This is a genomic window from Pseudoalteromonas sp. Ld19, assembly GCF_045064135.1.
In the GTDB taxonomy this organism is placed as follows: Bacteria; Pseudomonadota; Gammaproteobacteria; order Enterobacterales; family Alteromonadaceae; genus Pseudoalteromonas; species Pseudoalteromonas aliena.
Window position 1 is genome coordinate 934288 of the sequence record NZ_JBISHA010000021.1, and the last position, 17325, is coordinate 951612.

The 17325-nt window shown below is 39.1% G+C and carries 19 protein-coding genes; 10 read left to right on the forward strand and 9 right to left on the reverse strand.

The window, feature by feature from the left end; translation table 11 throughout:
* Nucleotides 1-37 precede the first annotated feature (37 nt).
* Nucleotides 38-997: a DMT family transporter gene (locus ACJJVZ_RS16325; protein WP_024598646.1), complete on the forward strand. Its 960-nt coding sequence runs from the start codon at nucleotides 38-40 to the stop codon at nucleotides 995-997.
* On the opposite strand, the gene ACJJVZ_RS16330 is transcribed toward ACJJVZ_RS16325, so the two are convergent.
* Genes ACJJVZ_RS16330 through pdsO form a run of 3 tightly spaced genes read right to left on the reverse strand, consistent with a single transcriptional unit; the run spans nucleotide 892 to nucleotide 4302 of the window.
* Entirely contained in the window at nucleotides 892-1497 is a 606-nt protein-coding gene (locus ACJJVZ_RS16330; protein ID WP_405601949.1) for a class GN sortase, read from the reverse strand. The genes ACJJVZ_RS16325 and ACJJVZ_RS16330 overlap by 106 nt on opposite strands.
* A complete protein-coding gene (locus ACJJVZ_RS16335) occupies nucleotides 1494-3524 on the reverse strand; it encodes a marine proteobacterial sortase target protein (RefSeq protein WP_405601951.1) in 2031 nt (676 codons plus the stop codon). Before ACJJVZ_RS16335 ends, ACJJVZ_RS16330 begins: the two co-directional genes overlap by 4 nt.
* A gap of 46 nt (nucleotides 3525-3570) precedes the next feature.
* On the reverse strand, nucleotides 3571-4302 hold the full coding sequence (pdsO, locus tag ACJJVZ_RS16340; RefSeq protein WP_405601953.1) for a sortase-associated OmpA-like protein PdsO: 732 nt from the start codon (nucleotides 4300-4302) through the stop codon (nucleotides 3571-3573).
* Between the two features lie 205 nt (nucleotides 4303-4507).
* Between pdsO and pdsR the strand changes: the two genes are divergently transcribed.
* The 3 genes from pdsR to ACJJVZ_RS16355 all read left to right on the forward strand — a co-directional run bounded on the left by pdsR (nucleotide 4508) and on the right by ACJJVZ_RS16355 (nucleotide 7648).
* Entirely contained in the window at nucleotides 4508-5197 is a 690-nt protein-coding gene (pdsR, locus tag ACJJVZ_RS16345) for a proteobacterial dedicated sortase system response regulator (protein WP_405601955.1), read from the forward strand.
* Nucleotides 5197-7332 carry a proteobacterial dedicated sortase system histidine kinase gene (gene pdsS, locus ACJJVZ_RS16350; protein WP_405601958.1) on the forward strand — a complete coding sequence of 712 codons (2136 nt, stop codon included), beginning with the start codon at nucleotides 5197-5199 and terminating at the stop codon, nucleotides 7330-7332. Before pdsR ends, pdsS begins: the two co-directional genes overlap by 1 nt.
* A 151-nt stretch (nucleotides 7333-7483) precedes the next feature.
* Nucleotides 7484-7648 (forward strand): hypothetical protein, encoded by a 165-nt coding sequence (locus ACJJVZ_RS16355; protein ID WP_167368304.1) that lies wholly within the window; start codon nucleotides 7484-7486, stop codon nucleotides 7646-7648.
* A gap of 21 nt (nucleotides 7649-7669) precedes the next feature.
* On the opposite strand, the gene ACJJVZ_RS16360 is transcribed toward ACJJVZ_RS16355, so the two are convergent.
* Nucleotides 7670-8914, reverse strand: a complete 1245-nt coding sequence (locus ACJJVZ_RS16360) for a multifunctional CCA addition/repair protein (protein WP_405601960.1) — start codon at nucleotides 8912-8914, stop codon at nucleotides 7670-7672.
* Nucleotides 8915-9046: 132 nt separating this feature from the next.
* Between ACJJVZ_RS16360 and ACJJVZ_RS16365 the strand changes: the two genes are divergently transcribed.
* The 3 genes from ACJJVZ_RS16365 to ACJJVZ_RS16375 all read left to right on the forward strand — a co-directional run bounded on the left by ACJJVZ_RS16365 (nucleotide 9047) and on the right by ACJJVZ_RS16375 (nucleotide 10552).
* Nucleotides 9047-9265: a hypothetical protein gene (locus ACJJVZ_RS16365; RefSeq protein ID WP_138585867.1), complete on the forward strand. Its 219-nt coding sequence runs from the start codon at nucleotides 9047-9049 to the stop codon at nucleotides 9263-9265.
* A gap of 182 nt (nucleotides 9266-9447) precedes the next feature.
* Nucleotides 9448-9900, forward strand: a complete 453-nt coding sequence (locus ACJJVZ_RS16370; protein WP_405601962.1) for a hypothetical protein — start codon at nucleotides 9448-9450, stop codon at nucleotides 9898-9900.
* Nucleotides 9901-10096: 196 nt separating this feature from the next.
* Entirely contained in the window at nucleotides 10097-10552 is a 456-nt protein-coding gene (locus tag ACJJVZ_RS16375; RefSeq protein WP_405601964.1) for a hypothetical protein, read from the forward strand.
* 106 nt (nucleotides 10553-10658) lie between these two features.
* On the opposite strand, the gene ACJJVZ_RS16380 is transcribed toward ACJJVZ_RS16375, so the two are convergent.
* Genes ACJJVZ_RS16380 through ACJJVZ_RS16400 form a run of 5 tightly spaced genes read right to left on the reverse strand, consistent with a single transcriptional unit; the run spans nucleotide 10659 to nucleotide 15719 of the window.
* The gene (locus ACJJVZ_RS16380) at nucleotides 10659-11810 is read right to left on the reverse strand and encodes a murein transglycosylase domain-containing protein (RefSeq protein ID WP_405601966.1); all 1152 of its coding nucleotides are present in this window, start codon (nucleotides 11808-11810) and stop codon (nucleotides 10659-10661) included.
* Between the two features lie 32 nt (nucleotides 11811-11842).
* Nucleotides 11843-12343: a DUF1543 domain-containing protein gene (locus tag ACJJVZ_RS16385; protein WP_405601968.1), complete on the reverse strand. Its 501-nt coding sequence runs from the start codon at nucleotides 12341-12343 to the stop codon at nucleotides 11843-11845.
* A gap of 19 nt (nucleotides 12344-12362) precedes the next feature.
* Nucleotides 12363-13712: a sigma 54-interacting transcriptional regulator gene (locus tag ACJJVZ_RS16390; protein WP_138585864.1), complete on the reverse strand. Its 1350-nt coding sequence runs from the start codon at nucleotides 13710-13712 to the stop codon at nucleotides 12363-12365.
* 2 nt (nucleotides 13713-13714) lie between these two features.
* Nucleotides 13715-14260, reverse strand: a complete 546-nt coding sequence (locus ACJJVZ_RS16395) for a hypothetical protein (protein WP_405601970.1) — start codon at nucleotides 14258-14260, stop codon at nucleotides 13715-13717.
* Nucleotide 14261: 1 nt separating this feature from the next.
* Complete coding sequence (locus tag ACJJVZ_RS16400; RefSeq protein WP_405601972.1) at nucleotides 14262-15719, reverse strand: sensor histidine kinase; 1458 nt, start codon at nucleotides 15717-15719, stop codon at nucleotides 14262-14264.
* A gap of 645 nt (nucleotides 15720-16364) precedes the next feature.
* Here ACJJVZ_RS16400 and ACJJVZ_RS16405 point away from each other — a divergent pair.
* The 3 genes from ACJJVZ_RS16405 to ACJJVZ_RS16415 all read left to right on the forward strand — a co-directional run bounded on the left by ACJJVZ_RS16405 (nucleotide 16365) and on the right by ACJJVZ_RS16415 (nucleotide 17247).
* Complete coding sequence (locus tag ACJJVZ_RS16405) at nucleotides 16365-16598, forward strand: EF-hand domain-containing protein (protein ID WP_138585754.1); 234 nt, start codon at nucleotides 16365-16367, stop codon at nucleotides 16596-16598.
* A 24-nt stretch (nucleotides 16599-16622) separates the two neighbouring features.
* The gene (locus tag ACJJVZ_RS16410) at nucleotides 16623-16850 is read left to right on the forward strand and encodes a hypothetical protein (protein ID WP_405601975.1); all 228 of its coding nucleotides are present in this window, start codon (nucleotides 16623-16625) and stop codon (nucleotides 16848-16850) included.
* Between the two features lie 160 nt (nucleotides 16851-17010).
* Nucleotides 17011-17247: a calcium dependent protein gene (locus tag ACJJVZ_RS16415; RefSeq protein ID WP_077535814.1), complete on the forward strand. Its 237-nt coding sequence runs from the start codon at nucleotides 17011-17013 to the stop codon at nucleotides 17245-17247.
* Nucleotides 17248-17325 lie beyond the last annotated feature (78 nt).

A 17325-nucleotide genomic window follows, 5' to 3' on the forward strand; every position in this document is an offset into this window, starting at 1 on the left:
AGGATCTGATTTTATTAAATTATGTAAATTACTCTTTATGCCTGCCAGTTTATGTTTAATTATTGCCACCTTTTTATGGGGCAGCTCTTTTATTGCGCTCAAATACGCCATTGCCATTTACGACCCTGCATTGGTGATATTTTTACGCATGCTCACCACATTAGTTTTATCGCTTTGTTTATGGCGCTACGTTATTCGGTTTGAGTATTTAAAAGGTGACTGGAAGTATTTAGTGGGTATGTCGCTTGCTGAGCCTTGCTTGTACTTTTTATTTGAAGGTCATGCAATGGAATACACGTCAGCCTCGCAGGCGGGTGTTATTGTGTCGTGCTTACCTATAATTATTGCCCTACTTGCCTTTGTATTACTTAAAGAATACATAAGTAAATCCATTGTGGTCGGTTTTACGCTGTGTATTGGCGGCAGTATTTTACTTACTCTTCTATCCCCAAATTCTGAGCAAGCACCAAATCCGTTACTGGGTAACTTTTTAGAGTTGATGGCTATGGTGTGTGCGGCATTTTATACCGTAAGTATTAAGCATTTAGCTAATCGCTATTCTCCCCTGACTTTAATTGCACTGCAAGGTATTAGCGGAAGCTTATTTTTTGCGCCGTTTTTATTTTTTATCGACCTGCCAAGCGAAAACCAACACGACTTAACCGCGCTAATGAGCATTTTATATTTGGGCTCGTGTGTAACCCTTGGCGGCTATGGCATGTACAACTATGCTATTAGCAAGGTATCGGTATTAACCGCTGCGGCATACTCTAATTTAATTCCTATTTTTACACTTATTTTGTCAGCGATTATTTTGGGCGAAGTACTCAACGTTTGGCAATGGTTGAGCATATTTGTGGTATTTATTGGTGTAATGGTAAGCCAGCGCCATCAAGAACTTGTGGTTGATATACCGCTTAGTGAATCGGGCGAAGACATTTGCGCAGATACAAGCAATCTCAAATCAGTACCTGAGGCAAGCGAATCAAAAGGGTAACAGGTAAGTAAATACAACCCAGGTGTTTGTAAAAAGTCATATTGAGATTGATGAATAACCTCAATTCCCGTTACCTTATAATTTTGTATCACCCCATTTTGCAGTTGCAAAGTAAACGCTTCCCCCACTTTTGCGTTTTGTAAAAATGCAAAGTGGGTGTCGTTATGCCCAGCTATTAGCGCCCCTTTTTCGTTTCCAAATTCTTTTCCGCCAAGCTCCCCTGCGGGTAAAAATTGGCTAGGCGCAAATGCTAAATTACGACCACTCGCTCCAGCAAGCACACTCAACGTTGTATTGTGGCTTGACCAATTAAGCTTTGCAGTCACGTAGCTGTCGGCGTAATACCAGGGTTTTACTTTGGTGCCTGGTGATTTAAGCGCCTCTTGCCATGCTTGCTCAATTAATACTTGAGCAAGCCACGCTTTTGCCTGCATATAAGCGCCGTGCCCAAATAATCCAAGCCCAGCGATTAGTAAGCCCGCGCTTAGCCACTTTTTCATTTATGTTCCCTACTTAATTTAGGCCCTCGGTTTATTTTAAGCGCGCCAAATCCCAATAATAAAATACAGCCTAACAATATGTGGAGCCTACTTTGCCCATCGGTTTGTGGTAAACGCATTGCCATACCTTGCGGTACTGCATTAGTAGCTTGCGCCGTTTGCTCTGCCACTTCTTTTGTTTGAGTTTGTTCAATCGCTATAAAAGCAGTAAAGGGGCTAAGTAATTGATGAGTAAGTGCAAGCTCCTGTACTTCATCTTTAACGGTACTTTGCTCGTTGTATAAAAGTAATGACTTAATTTTTTGGCGCGCCCATAGCTTTGCAATACCTTGAGCGCTTGAGCTATTTTTTGTGCTTAATTTAATACTTAAAGGCCCTTGTGCTGTTTGCCCAGCAAGTATCACACTTTTGGCATTATTAAGCTTTATAGCGACCATGATAGGCTCGCCAAAATATAAATCAGGTAGTGGTGACGGCCAAAAATATAAGCTGTTACCGCTTTCATCGCTTAGCGCCAAATTAGTAATCGCAGGATGTGCAAGCTTATCAAACAACTGCTGCATTTTAGGTTGCACCTCGCTTGTGCTACCTATAAACGTAAATGAGCCTTTGCCTATATCTGCCGCTCGGCGCATAAAAAAGCTGTTGGGTGCACTGCCAATACCCACTGTAAATAAGCGGCTATCGCCTAATTTACTTTGAATGTTTTTAAACAATACGTCTTCGTTGCTTACGCTGCCATCAGTTAAAAATACAACTTGGCGTACAAAACCATCAAACTCGCTGCCATCAAGTACGGCATCAAGCGCACCTTGTATTTCTGTGCCGCCGTCGGCTTCTAGGCTATAAATAAATCGCTCTGCACGGCGTAAGTTAAAATCGCTGGCTATAAGTGGTTTATCGCTCATTGGAGTCACTATGTTATCAAAACCAATAATATTAAAGCTGTCGTCGCTATCAAGTAATGAAAGCGCATAAAACAACGCTTTTTTAGCTTGCTCCATAGATTGCCCGTGCATAGAGCCCGACGTATCAACTACAAATACCATTTCGCGAGGTAATCGCTGAGTTTGTGTAAAGTGATCCCCCGGTGGCATTAGCATAGCAAGCCCGTATCGATCGCCATTTTCAAACTGCTGAGTAAAAAATGCAGCTTGGGCCTGCTCTTTTTGCAGCGGTTTAAACTCAAGTACAAAGTCGCGATTAACTGCATGCTTCTCATTTAACGCTATTTTATATTGCCCAAATGCGGTGTTTTGTACATCAACATTATGAAATTTAGAATTGATATCCACCAGTTCTAAGCCCACGTCTATATCAATGTTTAAGCTAAATTGGCTACTTGGTGCGTTATCAGTTTGAGTACTATTTTGAGTGATGTTTTGAGTGCTGTAAACAGGGCTTAACCACCCAGTTGGGAGTGGATTTGTATGCGCTTGATGTTGAGTATTAACCTCAACCTCACCACTAATCGCGTGATAACGCGGTGTAATGGTAGTAGGAAATCTAATAGCGAATGTACCGCTGTTGTAATCAATTATTTCTTGATACTCAAGCTCAATAATTACCTGCTCACCAGGGCCAATATTCGCCACATTCGTAATAAACATATTGGCGCGTTGCTGGCGTACGAGTGCCGCTTGCTTGCCTGATTTTTTAGCCTCTTCGTATTTTTTTTCAGCCTCCACTTTTTTATCAATTTGGCCTTTAATAACTCGCTCACCTATACGCATCGTCATGGCATGTACGGCGCTTTCATCTGGCAATGGAAAAACGTAGCGCGCATTAACTGCAAACGGATTTTCGTTTTGATAGGTTTGCGTTACGACAACATGATTAATCAGGCCGGTTAAGGTCATATTGGCGTCGCTTTTTAATATTATTGCTGGGCCTGCTGGCGCACCATTGCTATCAAAAAGCTCTAACTTGGGTGATTGCGCTTGGCTTTTGAAGCTCGCTAACAGCACAATCGCTATGAATATAAAAATGCTTACTTTAGTAAGCATTTTGGTTGGTTTACTCAACATAAAATCACTCCATCGAACGCTTAGCTTTACTTAGATTCAGTTAGGTTTAGTTACTCGCCGTTTGGCCATTTACACTATTCATTGAGCGAGTGGTAAGCGTTACGCGTCTATCAAAAAAGTTATCTTCCACCGTGTTGCTGTTAGCCAACGTTTGCTGCTCGCCAAATGCCTGCGTGCTTAAGCGCTTATGGCTCACACCGTGTTTTATTAAATAGCTTTGCACGGCATTTACACGTGCTTTAGAGAGTAAAAGGTTGGCTTGATCATCGCCGCGCTGATCGGCAAAGCCGCTTAAATCCAGCGCGAGTTGTGGTTGGTTGTTTAACAAGGTAACTAGTTGGTCTAGCTGCAGTGCAAAATGCGGGGCAATAACGCTTGAGCCTGTTTTAAATTGCACCGTCATGGCTAATAAGTTATTAATTTGAACTTGAGTTAATTGTTCATTTTGATTGGCAAGTACTTCTAACTGCTGCTCTAACATATTGTTGTGGTTAAGCACATGTTGGTAATCGCTGGTTTTTTCTTTCATGACCGTAATAGCGCGCTCTTGCTCTGCAATTTTGTTATCAGCTACTTTTGAATCGCCTATTAAGCCACCGGCAAATGCCCCAATAAATGCACCTATTGGCCCACCCACTACACCGCCAATAATAGCGCCTGCACCTAAACCAATAGCCGTTTCTTTATGAGCTTCTTTTGATGGCGTGTTAGATGTTGAGGCAATTACTGGAGTGCAAAAACTAGCAACCAGTGTTAACGCAATTAATGTCTTTTTCATGGTGTGATCCTTTAAATTACTTTTTAATTTGTGATGTTTTGTTTTGATGGGTGTATTAAAACAAGTTCAAGTGGCAACAAAGGGGAGCAAAAATGGCAAACTGCTGAGCAATTGTGGCAAAAAAATGGCAATTACCTTTTTAACCTTACTTAGGTTAAAAACCTAAGTTATAGTGCACAGCAGAGCCGATAGGATAATGATTAAGATGAAAAAAATAGCCATCATTGAAGATGAACCCGCAATCCGCGAAAACTACATAGAAATGCTGAGCTTACAGGGCTACCAAGTAAGTGGCTTTGCAGATCGCGCCAGCGCAGAAGTTGCATTTAAAAATGCCCTGCCCGATTTAGCCATTGTTGATATTGGCTTAGGTCATGAAATAGATGGTGGTTTTTTACTGTGCCAAACATTGCGATCGCTTTCTAAAACACTGCCTATTATTTTTTTAACCGCCCGCGATAGCGAAATAGATACCGTATGCGGCCTGCGCATGGGCGCCGACGACTACCTAACAAAAGACATAAGCTTGGCTCACTTGGCTGCACGTATTGGTGCGCTGTTTCGCCGCATGGAAGCACTTGCACAACCTGCTGATGCAAATGCCCTCATAACACGCGGGCAGTTAACGCTTGACACGCAACGAATGCAGGTGTTTTGGCAACAACAATTAGTTGATTTAACCGTAACCGAATTTTGGATGCTGCATTCACTCGCCCAGCGGCCAGGCCATGTTAAAAGCCGTAACGATTTAATGAGCGATGCAAAAATTTATGTAGACGACAGCACTATTACTTCACACGTAAAACGTATTCGTAAAAAGTTTATAGCACTCGATAGCACCTTTGATTGCATAGATACCGTGTATGGCATGGGCTACAGGTGGGAACAACACTAATGCTACGATTTGGTCTACGCAGTAAATTTATATTACTTTCATGTTTTTTGTTTTTGCTGCCGTGGCTTGGCTACGAGTACGTATGGGAAATGGAAAAGTTTTTACGCCAAGGCCAAGAAAAAACCCTCGTAGGCACCACTCGCGCACTTGCTACTGCATTACATGAGCGACCTGCATTATTTGACAAGCAAACTAACTTTTTAGACCAAGTAGTAAAAGGTCGCGATTTATACGCTTACAATCTTAAAAATCCTATTCAGCTTGACGGTAAACTTAACGATTGGGATAGCTACCAACCACTATTTTGGCACTACGACAAACGCTACTTACAAAAAACAGACAACAAACATCAAGCCAGTGACTTATCGTTTGATCATATGGTGGGAAAATTTGATAACTACTTATACGCCGTATTTAAAGTAACCGACAATACCCTTATTTATCGCGCTAAAAATAGCTTAAGCATTACCAATAACGATTATTTACAAATTGGCCTAAAAACGCCAGACGGCCAGTTTAATACTTACATTATTGCGCCACGCCAAGATGGCTGGATTAATGCGTTTGATGCAAATACCAAAACCCCTTTTACAAAAATTCAGGGCTATTTTGAAAGTACCGAATCGGGTTATAACGTAGAGCTGCGTTTTCCTATTAACATGCTGGGCAACAAACTTGGCTTTGCCATTGTTGATGTTGATAATAAAGAGGCGTTGTTAGAGCCTAAAATAATGTCGACCTCAAACTTAAATAACCCAAACGATTTAGGCTCGGTACTCGTACCTTCCCCAGAAATTAGCCGTATTTTAAAAGGCATGGGCCACAGTGGTAGCCGTATTTGGGTGGTTGATAACCATCATCGTGTACTTGCACAATCGGGTACTATTCAAAATGCAGATGGCGTTTGGGCTGATGGGCTTGCTAACCAAGCACCTGAAACGTGGTGGCAGCGCTTTGAGCAAAATTACTTGCACCCAATTTACTATAAAATATTAACGCGCCCCGAAAATGAGTTTTTAGATACCCTGCACGATGTAGCTTCTATGCAAGGCACACATTTAGCGAAAGCATTAAAAGGACAACCAGCATCGTCTTGGCGATTAACACCCGACAGCAAAGCCGTTATTTTATCGGCCGCTTACCCTATTTGGATCCAAGACCAAGTAATTGGTGCAGTAATAGCAGAGGAAACCACTAACGGCGTACGTACGCTACGTAATAAATCGCTCGAAAAACTGTTTAACGTTATTTTAGCTGTGATGCTAATTGGTACTGTCACACTGTTCTTTTTTGCCTCACGTATATCAAGCCGTATTAGGCGTCTGCGCGATACCGCTGAGCAAGCAATTGATGCACAAGGGCGTGTTACCGGCAGTATTAATTACAGTGATGCTAACGATGAAATTGGCGATCTGTCTCGTAGTTTTTCAAATATTGTTAGTCGACTTGGTGGCTATACCGATTACTTAGAAAATATGTCGTCACGGTTATCCCACGAGCTGCGCACGCCGGTTGCCGTAGTGCGCTCATCTCTCGAAAACTTACAAAGCTTGCCACAAAACGAGCTGAGCCAAAAATATCTCGATCGCGCCAGTGAAGGTGTTAAACGCTTAGGTAAAATAATAACCACCATGAGCGAAGCCACCCGCCTTGAACAAAGTATTCAAAGTAACGAGCCTGAGCCTTTTGATTTACAAAAAGTAATAAATGGCTGCATGCAAGGCTATCAGCTTACTTACCCAAACCATTTATTTGCGCTTGATGTATGCCAAAGCAAATTACCTATGCAAGGTGCACCCGAGTTTATAGCTCAGCTGCTTGATAAGCTTATTAATAATGCGATGGAGTTTAGTGAAGCCAATACGGCGATTAATGTGAGCCTTATGCAAACTGAAAATAAAGCAACATTAACAGTGAGTAATACAGGCCCAGCGTTACCCGAAGGACTCACTGAGCATATTTTTGACTCTATGGTGTCGGTGCGTAGCCAGCAAATGCAGCAACAACCACATTTAGGCTTAGGGCTTTATATTGTAAGGCTGGTATGCGACTACCATAAAGGCAGTGTAACCGCGAAAAATAATGAGCAAGGCGATGGTGTAGTGTTTGCTGTAAGCTTGCCTTTACATAACTAAAATAGTTAATAGAGCGGTTTAACACGCCGCTTACCCCTTCAAACCTGCCGATTACAATTTAGTACCACTGCAAATGTAACTATTCACTTTTTATTCAGTCGAACAACCATACCCTAAAGCCATATTAAAGTATCAGATTGAAGGAATACCCATGAAGCCATCACTTGAGCGTGAAGAACTGGATTTTATTTTTGATTTATACAGGCCCTCTAAAAAGCCTAAACCTGAAAACGTAAAACCAAAAAGCGCAAACTACAAAGAACTTAGAAAACACGACACGACTAAAAACCAAGGCGTATCGCATTATCTAGTTTAATTTAATTGTAAGTTATTGGCCTTACAGCTTCTCATTTTGTAAAAATGTTTTAATGCAGCTTATTTCTGCAAGTTTTACTTCTTCGCCTATTTCGGGGCCTTTTTTGCCATTTTTAAGCGCATTTTGAACTACCTGTTTTTTATCCATTTTTTGTAACTCACTAAAAATTGCTCGCAGTTTAGCTGCTTGCGGATATGGCTTATCAACCAAGGTTTCGCCTCGCCCCTGCGCATCACATTGGCATGCTTGAGTAAAAGCAATAAAACGCTCTGGGTGTACCAACGCATTTAAGTTAGTCACTATTAGCTTGTGGACGGTTTGCGGCCTTAACTGATCAATTGTATGGCAAAGAGTGTGATTATCGCTGGTGAGTACACCAATGTCTCGAAAGCGATTAGGCACTTTTAAACGCTCACAAAATGCCTCGACTACAGCAACGCCTTCGCGTTCGTGCCCTCGTAAATTTCCGTGTTTTTTAAAACTCAATGCTTTTCCAAAGTCGTGAGTTAATGCAGCAAAACGCGTTTCCAAATTAAAATTTAAACCGGCGGCGCGTTTAAGTACTAACATGGTATGTACAAATACATCCCCTTCAGGGTGATGGTTTGCTGGTTGCGGTACATTAACCATGCGCTCAAGCTCTGGAAAAATACCCAAACCTTGCAATGCTTCAAAATAAAGCTCAGGGTGTTTTTCACCCAGTGCTTTTTCTGTTTCAAGCCATACTCTCTCAGGTACTAAATGTGTTAACTCACCTTTATTTTTAAGCTCGCGCATTAATGCAGTAGTACTTGGATGAATGCTCCACTGGCTGCCATAGCGCGCTAAAAAGCGAGCAATACGCAGTACTCGTACAGGGTCTTCTACAAATGCAGCTGTGGTGTGGCGCAGTGTTTTATTTTGTAAGTCAGTTTGACCATTAAACGGGTCAATAATATTGCCGTCTTCGTCAAGCGCCATTGAATTTATGGTTAAATCGCGCCTTGCTAAATCTTCTTCGAGCGTTACTGTTGGGCTGGCATCAACCACAAAACCGGTATAGCCTTTGCCGCTTTTGCGCTCTGTGCGCCCTAGTGCATATTCTTCTTTTGTTTTTGGGTGCAAATAAACTGGAAAGTCGCTACCTATTGGCACAAAACCAAGCGACTCCATCGTTTTTGGTGTTTCACCAATCACTACATAGTCGTTATCTTTTGATTTTATATTTAGCAGTTTATCGCGCACTGCACCACCAACGAGATAAACTTGTTTTAAGTTACTTTTCACTTTATTCCCATAAACATTAATAAAATTGTTTGATGTTAATCATATCATTAATTAATAAATTCTGCGGAGTTTGCCAAGCCTAAACAAGCTCATTACAATGGCGCATTATTTTTAGCTACAGCCTCGTATTCAATGAAAAATCATTCATCAAAAAAAGAACTTATGTTACTGCCTATTTTATTGGTCGTTATTTTAATGTGCGTAGCAGGTCACTTTTTACTACAAGCAAACTTTCAAGACAGTAATGTGGTTGAATACATGTTAGCAGCACTACCGTTTGCTATGTTTGGGCTAGTTATTGTGGCATTTAAAATGGCCGCCAAAAGTGAAAAAGAAGAGCAAGAGAAATAACTGATTTATAAGAGTTAATTATTATCAAGAAAGGGAAAATAGCATACAAAATGAATTACAAAAAGATTAAAAAATATTTGATGAGCTATCTAAAACGAAGCAAAATATCGTTTATTCTGAAATTGTAAAACCTGATGAGGTACATTAGCCGCTTTTGGCGTGAGTATGACTTGGTGAAAAATATGATTACACTCGACAGTCAAGAATTTAATACACAGCCTACTTCCTCACAGCAAAGCTGTATATTTTTAGGCAACACGAATACAGGTAAAAGTATTGACGGGAGTTATTTGGAACTTTGTATTAAAACAGGTTGTAAGTACCTTGTATTTATGACGGACGACACCCCTCATGAAGATATGCTTCACATTCATCTTTTGGATGAAAATTTAGATATTATTGATTCAGCTACAATTGGAAGTATGTATTCAACAGGATTTTTTAGAGATTATAATATTCAAGAACCCAATACGTTAACCTTCTATTTTATTGGTGAAACTCAATGGAAAGTAGAAATATTGGATAAAAAAGCGTTTTTATTTCCATTTATTTCACAACCCAAAGGCGTTTCTCGAAAAAACATCTTTTCCCAATACTTTAAAATATATGGTAATCCACAATCTGAGGTTCAGTAATCTCACAAACCACTCACACACCTGTAATATAGTCCAAAATGCCAATTAAAACAGCACCAAAACTCCTTTTAATATTTCATCTGAAATTGAAGTAGCCGATTGAACCAAAACAGGAACTCAGCTATGGTTTGTTTATCAATAACAAATAAATTTGAAACGAGTTAATCTATCGGCTCGTTATGTTGAGAAGGAAATTATGAAAAGTTTATTGAAGCAAAATAAGTTGCTTAACTTTAAATTAATGTACATTTTTGTGACCCGAGTATTATTTTGTGGGATGTTTGCTTACTATTTAGTAGAGGTGTCAAAAGCCCCATTTTTAACACAATTAGGATATATTGCATTTTTTTGTGCGGCGTCTATGGCTACTGAATATTTATTATCCAAACCGAAACAGTCACTAGAAGTCGTTCTTAACGCTAATACCCTACAGTTTTTAGGCACAAGCATAAACACCTCTGATATTAACGAGATTCTGTACGCGCAAACGAAAAGATTTGAACATACTGTAAGGTTTCGTTTCAAAAATCAGACCTATCAAGACTTTGAATTAGCTTCACCTGACTTAATTGAAGATCTACGTTTTTACAATTTTTTAGTTAAAAATCAATTACCAGTAAAAATGCTAGATAGTTGTGAGCGCATTATTTAGCATCCTAGCACAACAAGTGAATAAGCTTTCCAGTATCTACTTTTGGCCCTAAAAAACTACAAACTCGATCATAAAAAGTAACTAGTTAAGTAAGGGCCCATCTAACTTATTGATATGCTTTTTCTGCTACGGTCACTTTTTCTAAGTAATGTCTCGATTCAGCTCTAGAGTGCTTAGTTGTGAGTATTTTATAAAACTGGCTCGACGTTAGTTGGTTAATTTTTGAAAATGCGATTGTTCTATTTGAATTAAATATTTTTAGTACATTGCCTGCGCCACCGTTATATGAAGAAATCATGGCGTAATGTTGGTTTTGTTTGGTTTGTATTTTATTTAAATAGCTATTTTTTAGTACACTTAAATACGCGCTGCCAATATCTATATTTCTTTTAGGATCAAACAATACTTCTTTACTCGGCTCCCCTGGTATTTTCTTTATTTTTTGATAAACGTCTCTTCCTGCGCGCGATGGAATTATTTGCATTAATCCATACGCGTTTGAAGAGCTTACTGCGTAAGGGTTAAAGTGACTCTCTGTTTCAATAATACCGTAGATAAGCGATGCGGGAAGCTGATATTTTTTTGCCGCAGCCAATACATAATCACTGTATTTTTGCTTTCGTAAGTGAGCGTTTTGTTCTACCAGAGGAAAAGATACCGATGTAATTGAATGACCATCACTACGTTTTTTTTGTACCTTAGTGTCTACTAAGTAATGAGCAAAACGATTCGCCCGCCATTCATATTTTATGGGGAGCCCGTCTTCATCAAGGACTTGTTGATACAAAAAAGGTTCATCCCCTAAAATAGGCGATTCACTGGTAAAAATGTCTGTTTTATGTGGATCACTTGAGGTCAATAATGTCATTACAATTGCTTGAGTTAGAAGCGAATTGGTATTTTTAGTGGCTATGGTTTCGACCTGTACCATATTACGGTCAAAATCAATAACAGCGCGTGCTTGGTAATCATTGCTGTATTTTACATACTTTCTGCGTGTTGGTTGCTGAGTATTTTTTTTACCCCATTTACGACTAACTACACTTTCTAACGTTGCTAATAGCTGACTAACGCTCCCCACTTGCTGCTTAATTGAGCGCTGCGTTTTTTTTACTTGCTTTTCAATTGCTTTAACATCGGTGGGGTTGTTTTTTACTTGTTTCGCAAGTTTATTGAGATCCCTTACTGGCGCTAGGTGCGATATTGACTCGCAACCGGTCAATAATAGAATAAACACTAAGAAACCATACTTTTTCACAAATATCCCTATTGAACCAAGTAAAATTATTATTACAATATATGATAGCCAAACCAATCTGGCTTTATAGCTTGTGCTTCACCACTGGGGGTTAACTTTATATTCAATTGGCTGTCGAGTAAATCGATAGCAAAACAGTCATCTACGTCGTGTAAATCATCTTTATGAATATGACTAAGCCCTGCAAGTAAATCGTCTTTTGCGCGCTGCTTGGCTTCATCTGCACTGCTTGCAACATATAGTGCAAAATCGTGCTGCTCAGCAAGTGAATCGCTTCGGTAAGCACCTAAGTTTACAAAATAGAGTTGCTTGTTTTGCTCAACGTACGTATCAACAACCTCAACTTTAAAGCCATCAATATGATTAATCGCCATGTAACTGTCCATATGAACGCTGTTTTTGTCGCCCACCCATTGGCTTTTTAATTTTGAATACGTTTGTTCAATGTTTTGCCCCACTACAAATCGAATATCGTGCATTTCTATATGGCAACCCTGAATTCGCCCCCCTAAGTACACCATAAATAACTGCATGTTTACTTCCTTTAAAAATTCAATTTAAATTATCAACGTCAATGTTATGCTTTTTAATTAACTTATAAAAGTCAGAACGGTTACGCTTAGCAAGCTTAGCGCCTTCAGCTACATTTCCTGCCGCCATTTTAAGAGTGTTAATCACGTAATCACGCTCAAATTCTTTTTTAGCATCGTTTAACGAGAGCGGGGCTAGGTTTTTTTCATTACTATTTAGAGCAGCTAACACCAATTGTTCTGATATTACCTCACTTGGGGTCAGCGCAACAACCTGTTCAACTACATTTTGTAGTTGGCGAATATTACCAGGCCAATCGTAACGTACTAATGCGTGCATAGCATCGTTAGCAAAATGCTTTTCACTTTGGTTCATACGTTTAGCAATGCTGGCGCTAAAATACTGGGCTAGCAGGCTTACATCTTCACGGCGCTCGCAAAGAGGCGGTAGTTTTAAATTAACAACGTTTAAGCGATAGTATAAATCTTCTCTAAATTGCTGGTTTAAAATAGCTTCTGGGAGGTTTTTGTGTGTTGCCGATACAATACGCACATCTATTGCTATTTCTTCTTGAAAGCCCACTGGACGAATAGTTTTTTCTTGTAATACACGCAGTAACTTAACTTGTAGGTTAAGTGGCATATCGCCGATTTCATCTAAAAATAACGTGCCACCTTGCGCTTGTTGAAACAAACCTTGGTGATCTTTAATCGCCCCCGTAAATGCGCCTTTTTTATGACCAAATAATTCTGATTCTAAAAGTTCACTCGGTACCGCGCCACAGTTTATAGCGACAAAGGGCCCATCGCTTACATGACTATGTTGATGAATAGCTTGGGCGAGCAATTCTTTACCTGTACCACTGGCCCCCGAAATAAGTACATTAACCTGTGTTGGACCAAGTAGCTTTACTTGCTCTAGTAAATGCAGCATAGCGCCACTGCGCGTTACAATATTACTTTTAGGCGCGGCTTCATCGGCGTTAACACCATGAATCTCTATAGCTTTGGCGAGACTGTCGAATAACTCGTCTTTATCTACTGGTTTGGTTATAAATGCAAAAATGCCCTGTTTAGTTGCCTCTATGGCATCAGGAATTGAACCATGCGCTGTCATCATAATTACAGGCAATGCAGGATAGCGACTTTGCAGCTGACGATGTAGAGCCATACCGTCCATTTCATCCATACGTAGGTCGGTTATTACTGCATCAAATACTTGGCCTTTTAGTATTTGCAGTGCGGTTAAACCACTTTCACAGGTAGTTACTTCGTATCCTTTTGATTCGATACGAATAGCGAGCAGTTTTAATAAGCTAGCGTCGTCGTCAACTAATAGTACTTTTGCACCTTGCGGTTTGGTTGCGGCCATAATTACTGCTCCTTAATTTCTTCACGTAGTAAAAGCTGCTGTTCGATAGTTGCTAACGATGAGAGGGTTTCTTGCATTTTATTATTCAGTGCTTGCTGCTCTTTTTTAGCATTTATTTGCATAGTAATGTGCTGTTTTTGAAGCCATAAATATTGCTTTATATCATCAGGCCAAAAATAAGCAAGATCGAGCTTAAGCAACTTAGTCATCACTGTATTTGGGTCGTTACTTATATTTAAACACATAAACTTAAAAAAGCGTTTAAGCTCGCTCTCGCCAGTAAAAATATGTTTGCTAGGCACTAATTTAAATCCGCCACATTGATTAGCATGCCATGCAATAACTTGATCTGTGGTTGGATAACCGGGTTCAATTTTTGCCTTAGGCTTTGGATTTGGTTTGTTTTTTTTATCGTTTTTTATGTTAGTGGCAACTACAGGCTCTGATGTTATTAACACGCGATCTTTTTGCCCGTTATTAATTTTACAACCCGATATAACCATACTGACACTGAGCACACAAAAAATAGCAATGTAACGCAAGCGCATGTTAACTAACTCCTGGATTTTTTGTAATGGGAATTTGAATTAAAAACCGACAACCATGAGGCTCATTATGTTCAACGGTGAGTGTTCCTCTTAATTGTTCAACTGACTCTTTTACAATAGTTAACCCCAATCCACTGCCTTGTAACGTAACACTTTTACTGTGTTTGCCTTGATAAAAAGCACTGAAAATATGAGTTTTTTCTTGCTCCTTTATACCGCAGCCTTTATCAAGCACAGTAATACAAAGTTGGTTTTGCTCAAGCGCTAAATTAATAGTGACGCTTTGCTTATCTTGTGAAAATTTTAAGCCATTTGAAATAAGCTGAATTAAAATCATCTCAATAAGTTCACTAGGCAAAGCAAGTGGCTTATTAGGTAGAGTATTTTGCCACTGCAGAGCCTGCTCACGCGCAGTCAAGCGATGTTCAAAATGGTTGCTAATTTTATTAATAAGGAGGCTAAATTCAACCTCGCTTAGACTATCTTTACTGGTGCGAATGGCATTATAACTTAGCAAGCTATCAATCATTGTGCGAAGGCGCACCATAGATTGGCTAATGAGCTCAAGCACCGCTTTTTGCTCATCGGTAACAGGGCCTACTATTTCATCAGTTAGTAAATCAGTGCCTTCGACCATTGAAGCAAGCGGCGTTTTTAGCTCATGAGTTACATGGCGTAAAAAAGTATCTTTTTGCTGCTCAAGCATGTGTAATTGCGCTTGCACCCACTGGAGTTTTTCTCCTAGCTCAATTAGCTCAGCAGAACCTTTAACAGATATTTTTTGCTGCCAATGTCCCTGCCCCAGCTTATCAATAACCGTAGTTAACCCTTTTAGCCGCCCACTTATGCGCCACAAAAAACCTCCGCCAACAATTAAAGTCAGTGGAATAAGTGCCACCAGCCAATTGATAAATGACGTTTGCAAGCTTGTTAGTTCGTTTTGGTTATTGGTAATTTGCGCTTCGTTTTTATCTCGCAGCCATAAGGTCAGCTCGGCGACAAGATCACTTACTGGCAAAAACAATTCTGCTTGCTGTTGTTTTTCATCAATAAGTTCAACATGTGCGGCTTTTAAAACGGTAAATAAGTGCTGCCACTGCTGAGTGTAATCACGATCGGAATTAATCAGCTTCAGTTCATCAATACTTTGCAGGGATGATTGCCATTTATCGACAATGAGTTTATCGAGCGATTCACTTTTTAACACCCAATTTTGCCTAGTGGCACGCTCAAGGCTATTGAGCTCTTGTTTTAAAATATTGAACGATTTGGTTACTTGGTAGTTATTACTGACAATACTTTGAGTAGCAGCCAACTGTTTGTTAAGCGCATTTAAAAAAACAATTACCACAATAGAAAGCGGGAGTAACGAAAGCAGCATACTTATTGCAAACTGCCCTATTAAATTAGGTCGCCAGTTAAGCATTGCTTGGTATTTTTTAGATATGGTTGCAGACATTGCATCTAGCCCTTTTAGAGTGAAGCTGCTGATTTTACCAATTTTATTTAAGATATCATAACGATAGCTTTGCTATTGAGCTGCTTTCTTATCGCTATAATAGCGTACTAATTTAAAGCAATGGGTATTATTAAGCGTCTACCTTATACACTCGCTGAATTTAATGCGACTAATCGTAAAATAAAGCCGCTTATCGCCAAATAGCAGCAATGTAATCTACTGAGTTATACCAATCGGCTTAACCTGAAGTCTGGTTAAGAGATTTACTTAACGTATTAAATCATGGTGATATTTAAATTTATTTTCTCTAGCTAGAGATTTTCAGTGGAAACAAGACTAATTTACGCGTCAATAGCGGGCCTATTGCAAGTAAATTCAACGCAGTTAGCGCTGAAAATAGCCGCTAGAGATAGATTTATTATCCAGAGTTCAGGTTATTTATATATGTGTCTATTTAACGTTAATAAAACCACGCTAGAACTCATAAAATTGTACAATAACAAGCACACAAAAATTACATTAGAGTCAGTAATTTTTTCTTATCTATTGTGCCTTTAAAACCTAACCAATTGAAAATTAGCTAAAATAATTACTGGCACCCTTTTTGTATTAAGGGTAATTACTATATGCAATAAGGAAATAATTATGAACAACCGTATTTTAGTAACTTCATCATTACTAGCATTAAGTCTATTGGCTGCTAACGCGTACGCTATGGATGTTCACGCGACTTTTAACGAACTTGATAAAGATAGTAACGGTACATTGAGCGAAGCTGAAGCAGGTGAAGATGCCGTATTGCATGAAAATTTTTCGCAAATAGACACAAATCAAGATGGTCAATTGTCACTAAACGAATTTAAACAATTTATCCAATAAGCTCATTTAATAAGGAATGTGATTATGAAACAATTTATAGCTGCTTTTTCATTAATTTTTTTAGCAATGAGTGCCACTGCTTTGGCATCACCAACGAATGTACGTTTTGCCCATTTAGATAAAAATATGGATGGTAAAATATCAATTAGTGAAGCAACGCAAGATAAAGTAGTGATGAAACAATTTGCTGATTTAGACAAAAATGATGATGACATGATCTCTAAAAGTGAGTTTGGAAGCTTTAAACCTTAACAGGTTAAGTTTTACTTAAGGTTTTATCAAGTAAAGTGAATTAAAGCATTTGCCATAATCCCTGAGGGAATGTGTAAAAGGATTTATTGTTGGGAGTTAAATTATGGCAAATGCTTTACCTACTTTTTTAAATTACTAATAATCTTTTGGAAGGAATACCATGAAGATACTCCCCTTTATTACGAGCATTTTAATACTGTTGAGCTTTAATGCCTCCGCACTTGATGTAAAACAACGTTTTGATCACCTCGACATTAATAAAAGCGGTTACTTAACTTATGACGAACTTGAGCCTCAACCACATCTACTGAGTATGTTTGTGATCTGGGATAAAGATCAAAATAGACAAATTTCATTAATCGAATTCAAAAATTACTTAACCAATAATCTTTACTGAATATTTATAATGACACAAACAAGTTACACAAAGAAATAAGCCTTAAAAGCACGCCTAGTCAATTCATTGGTATTCCAA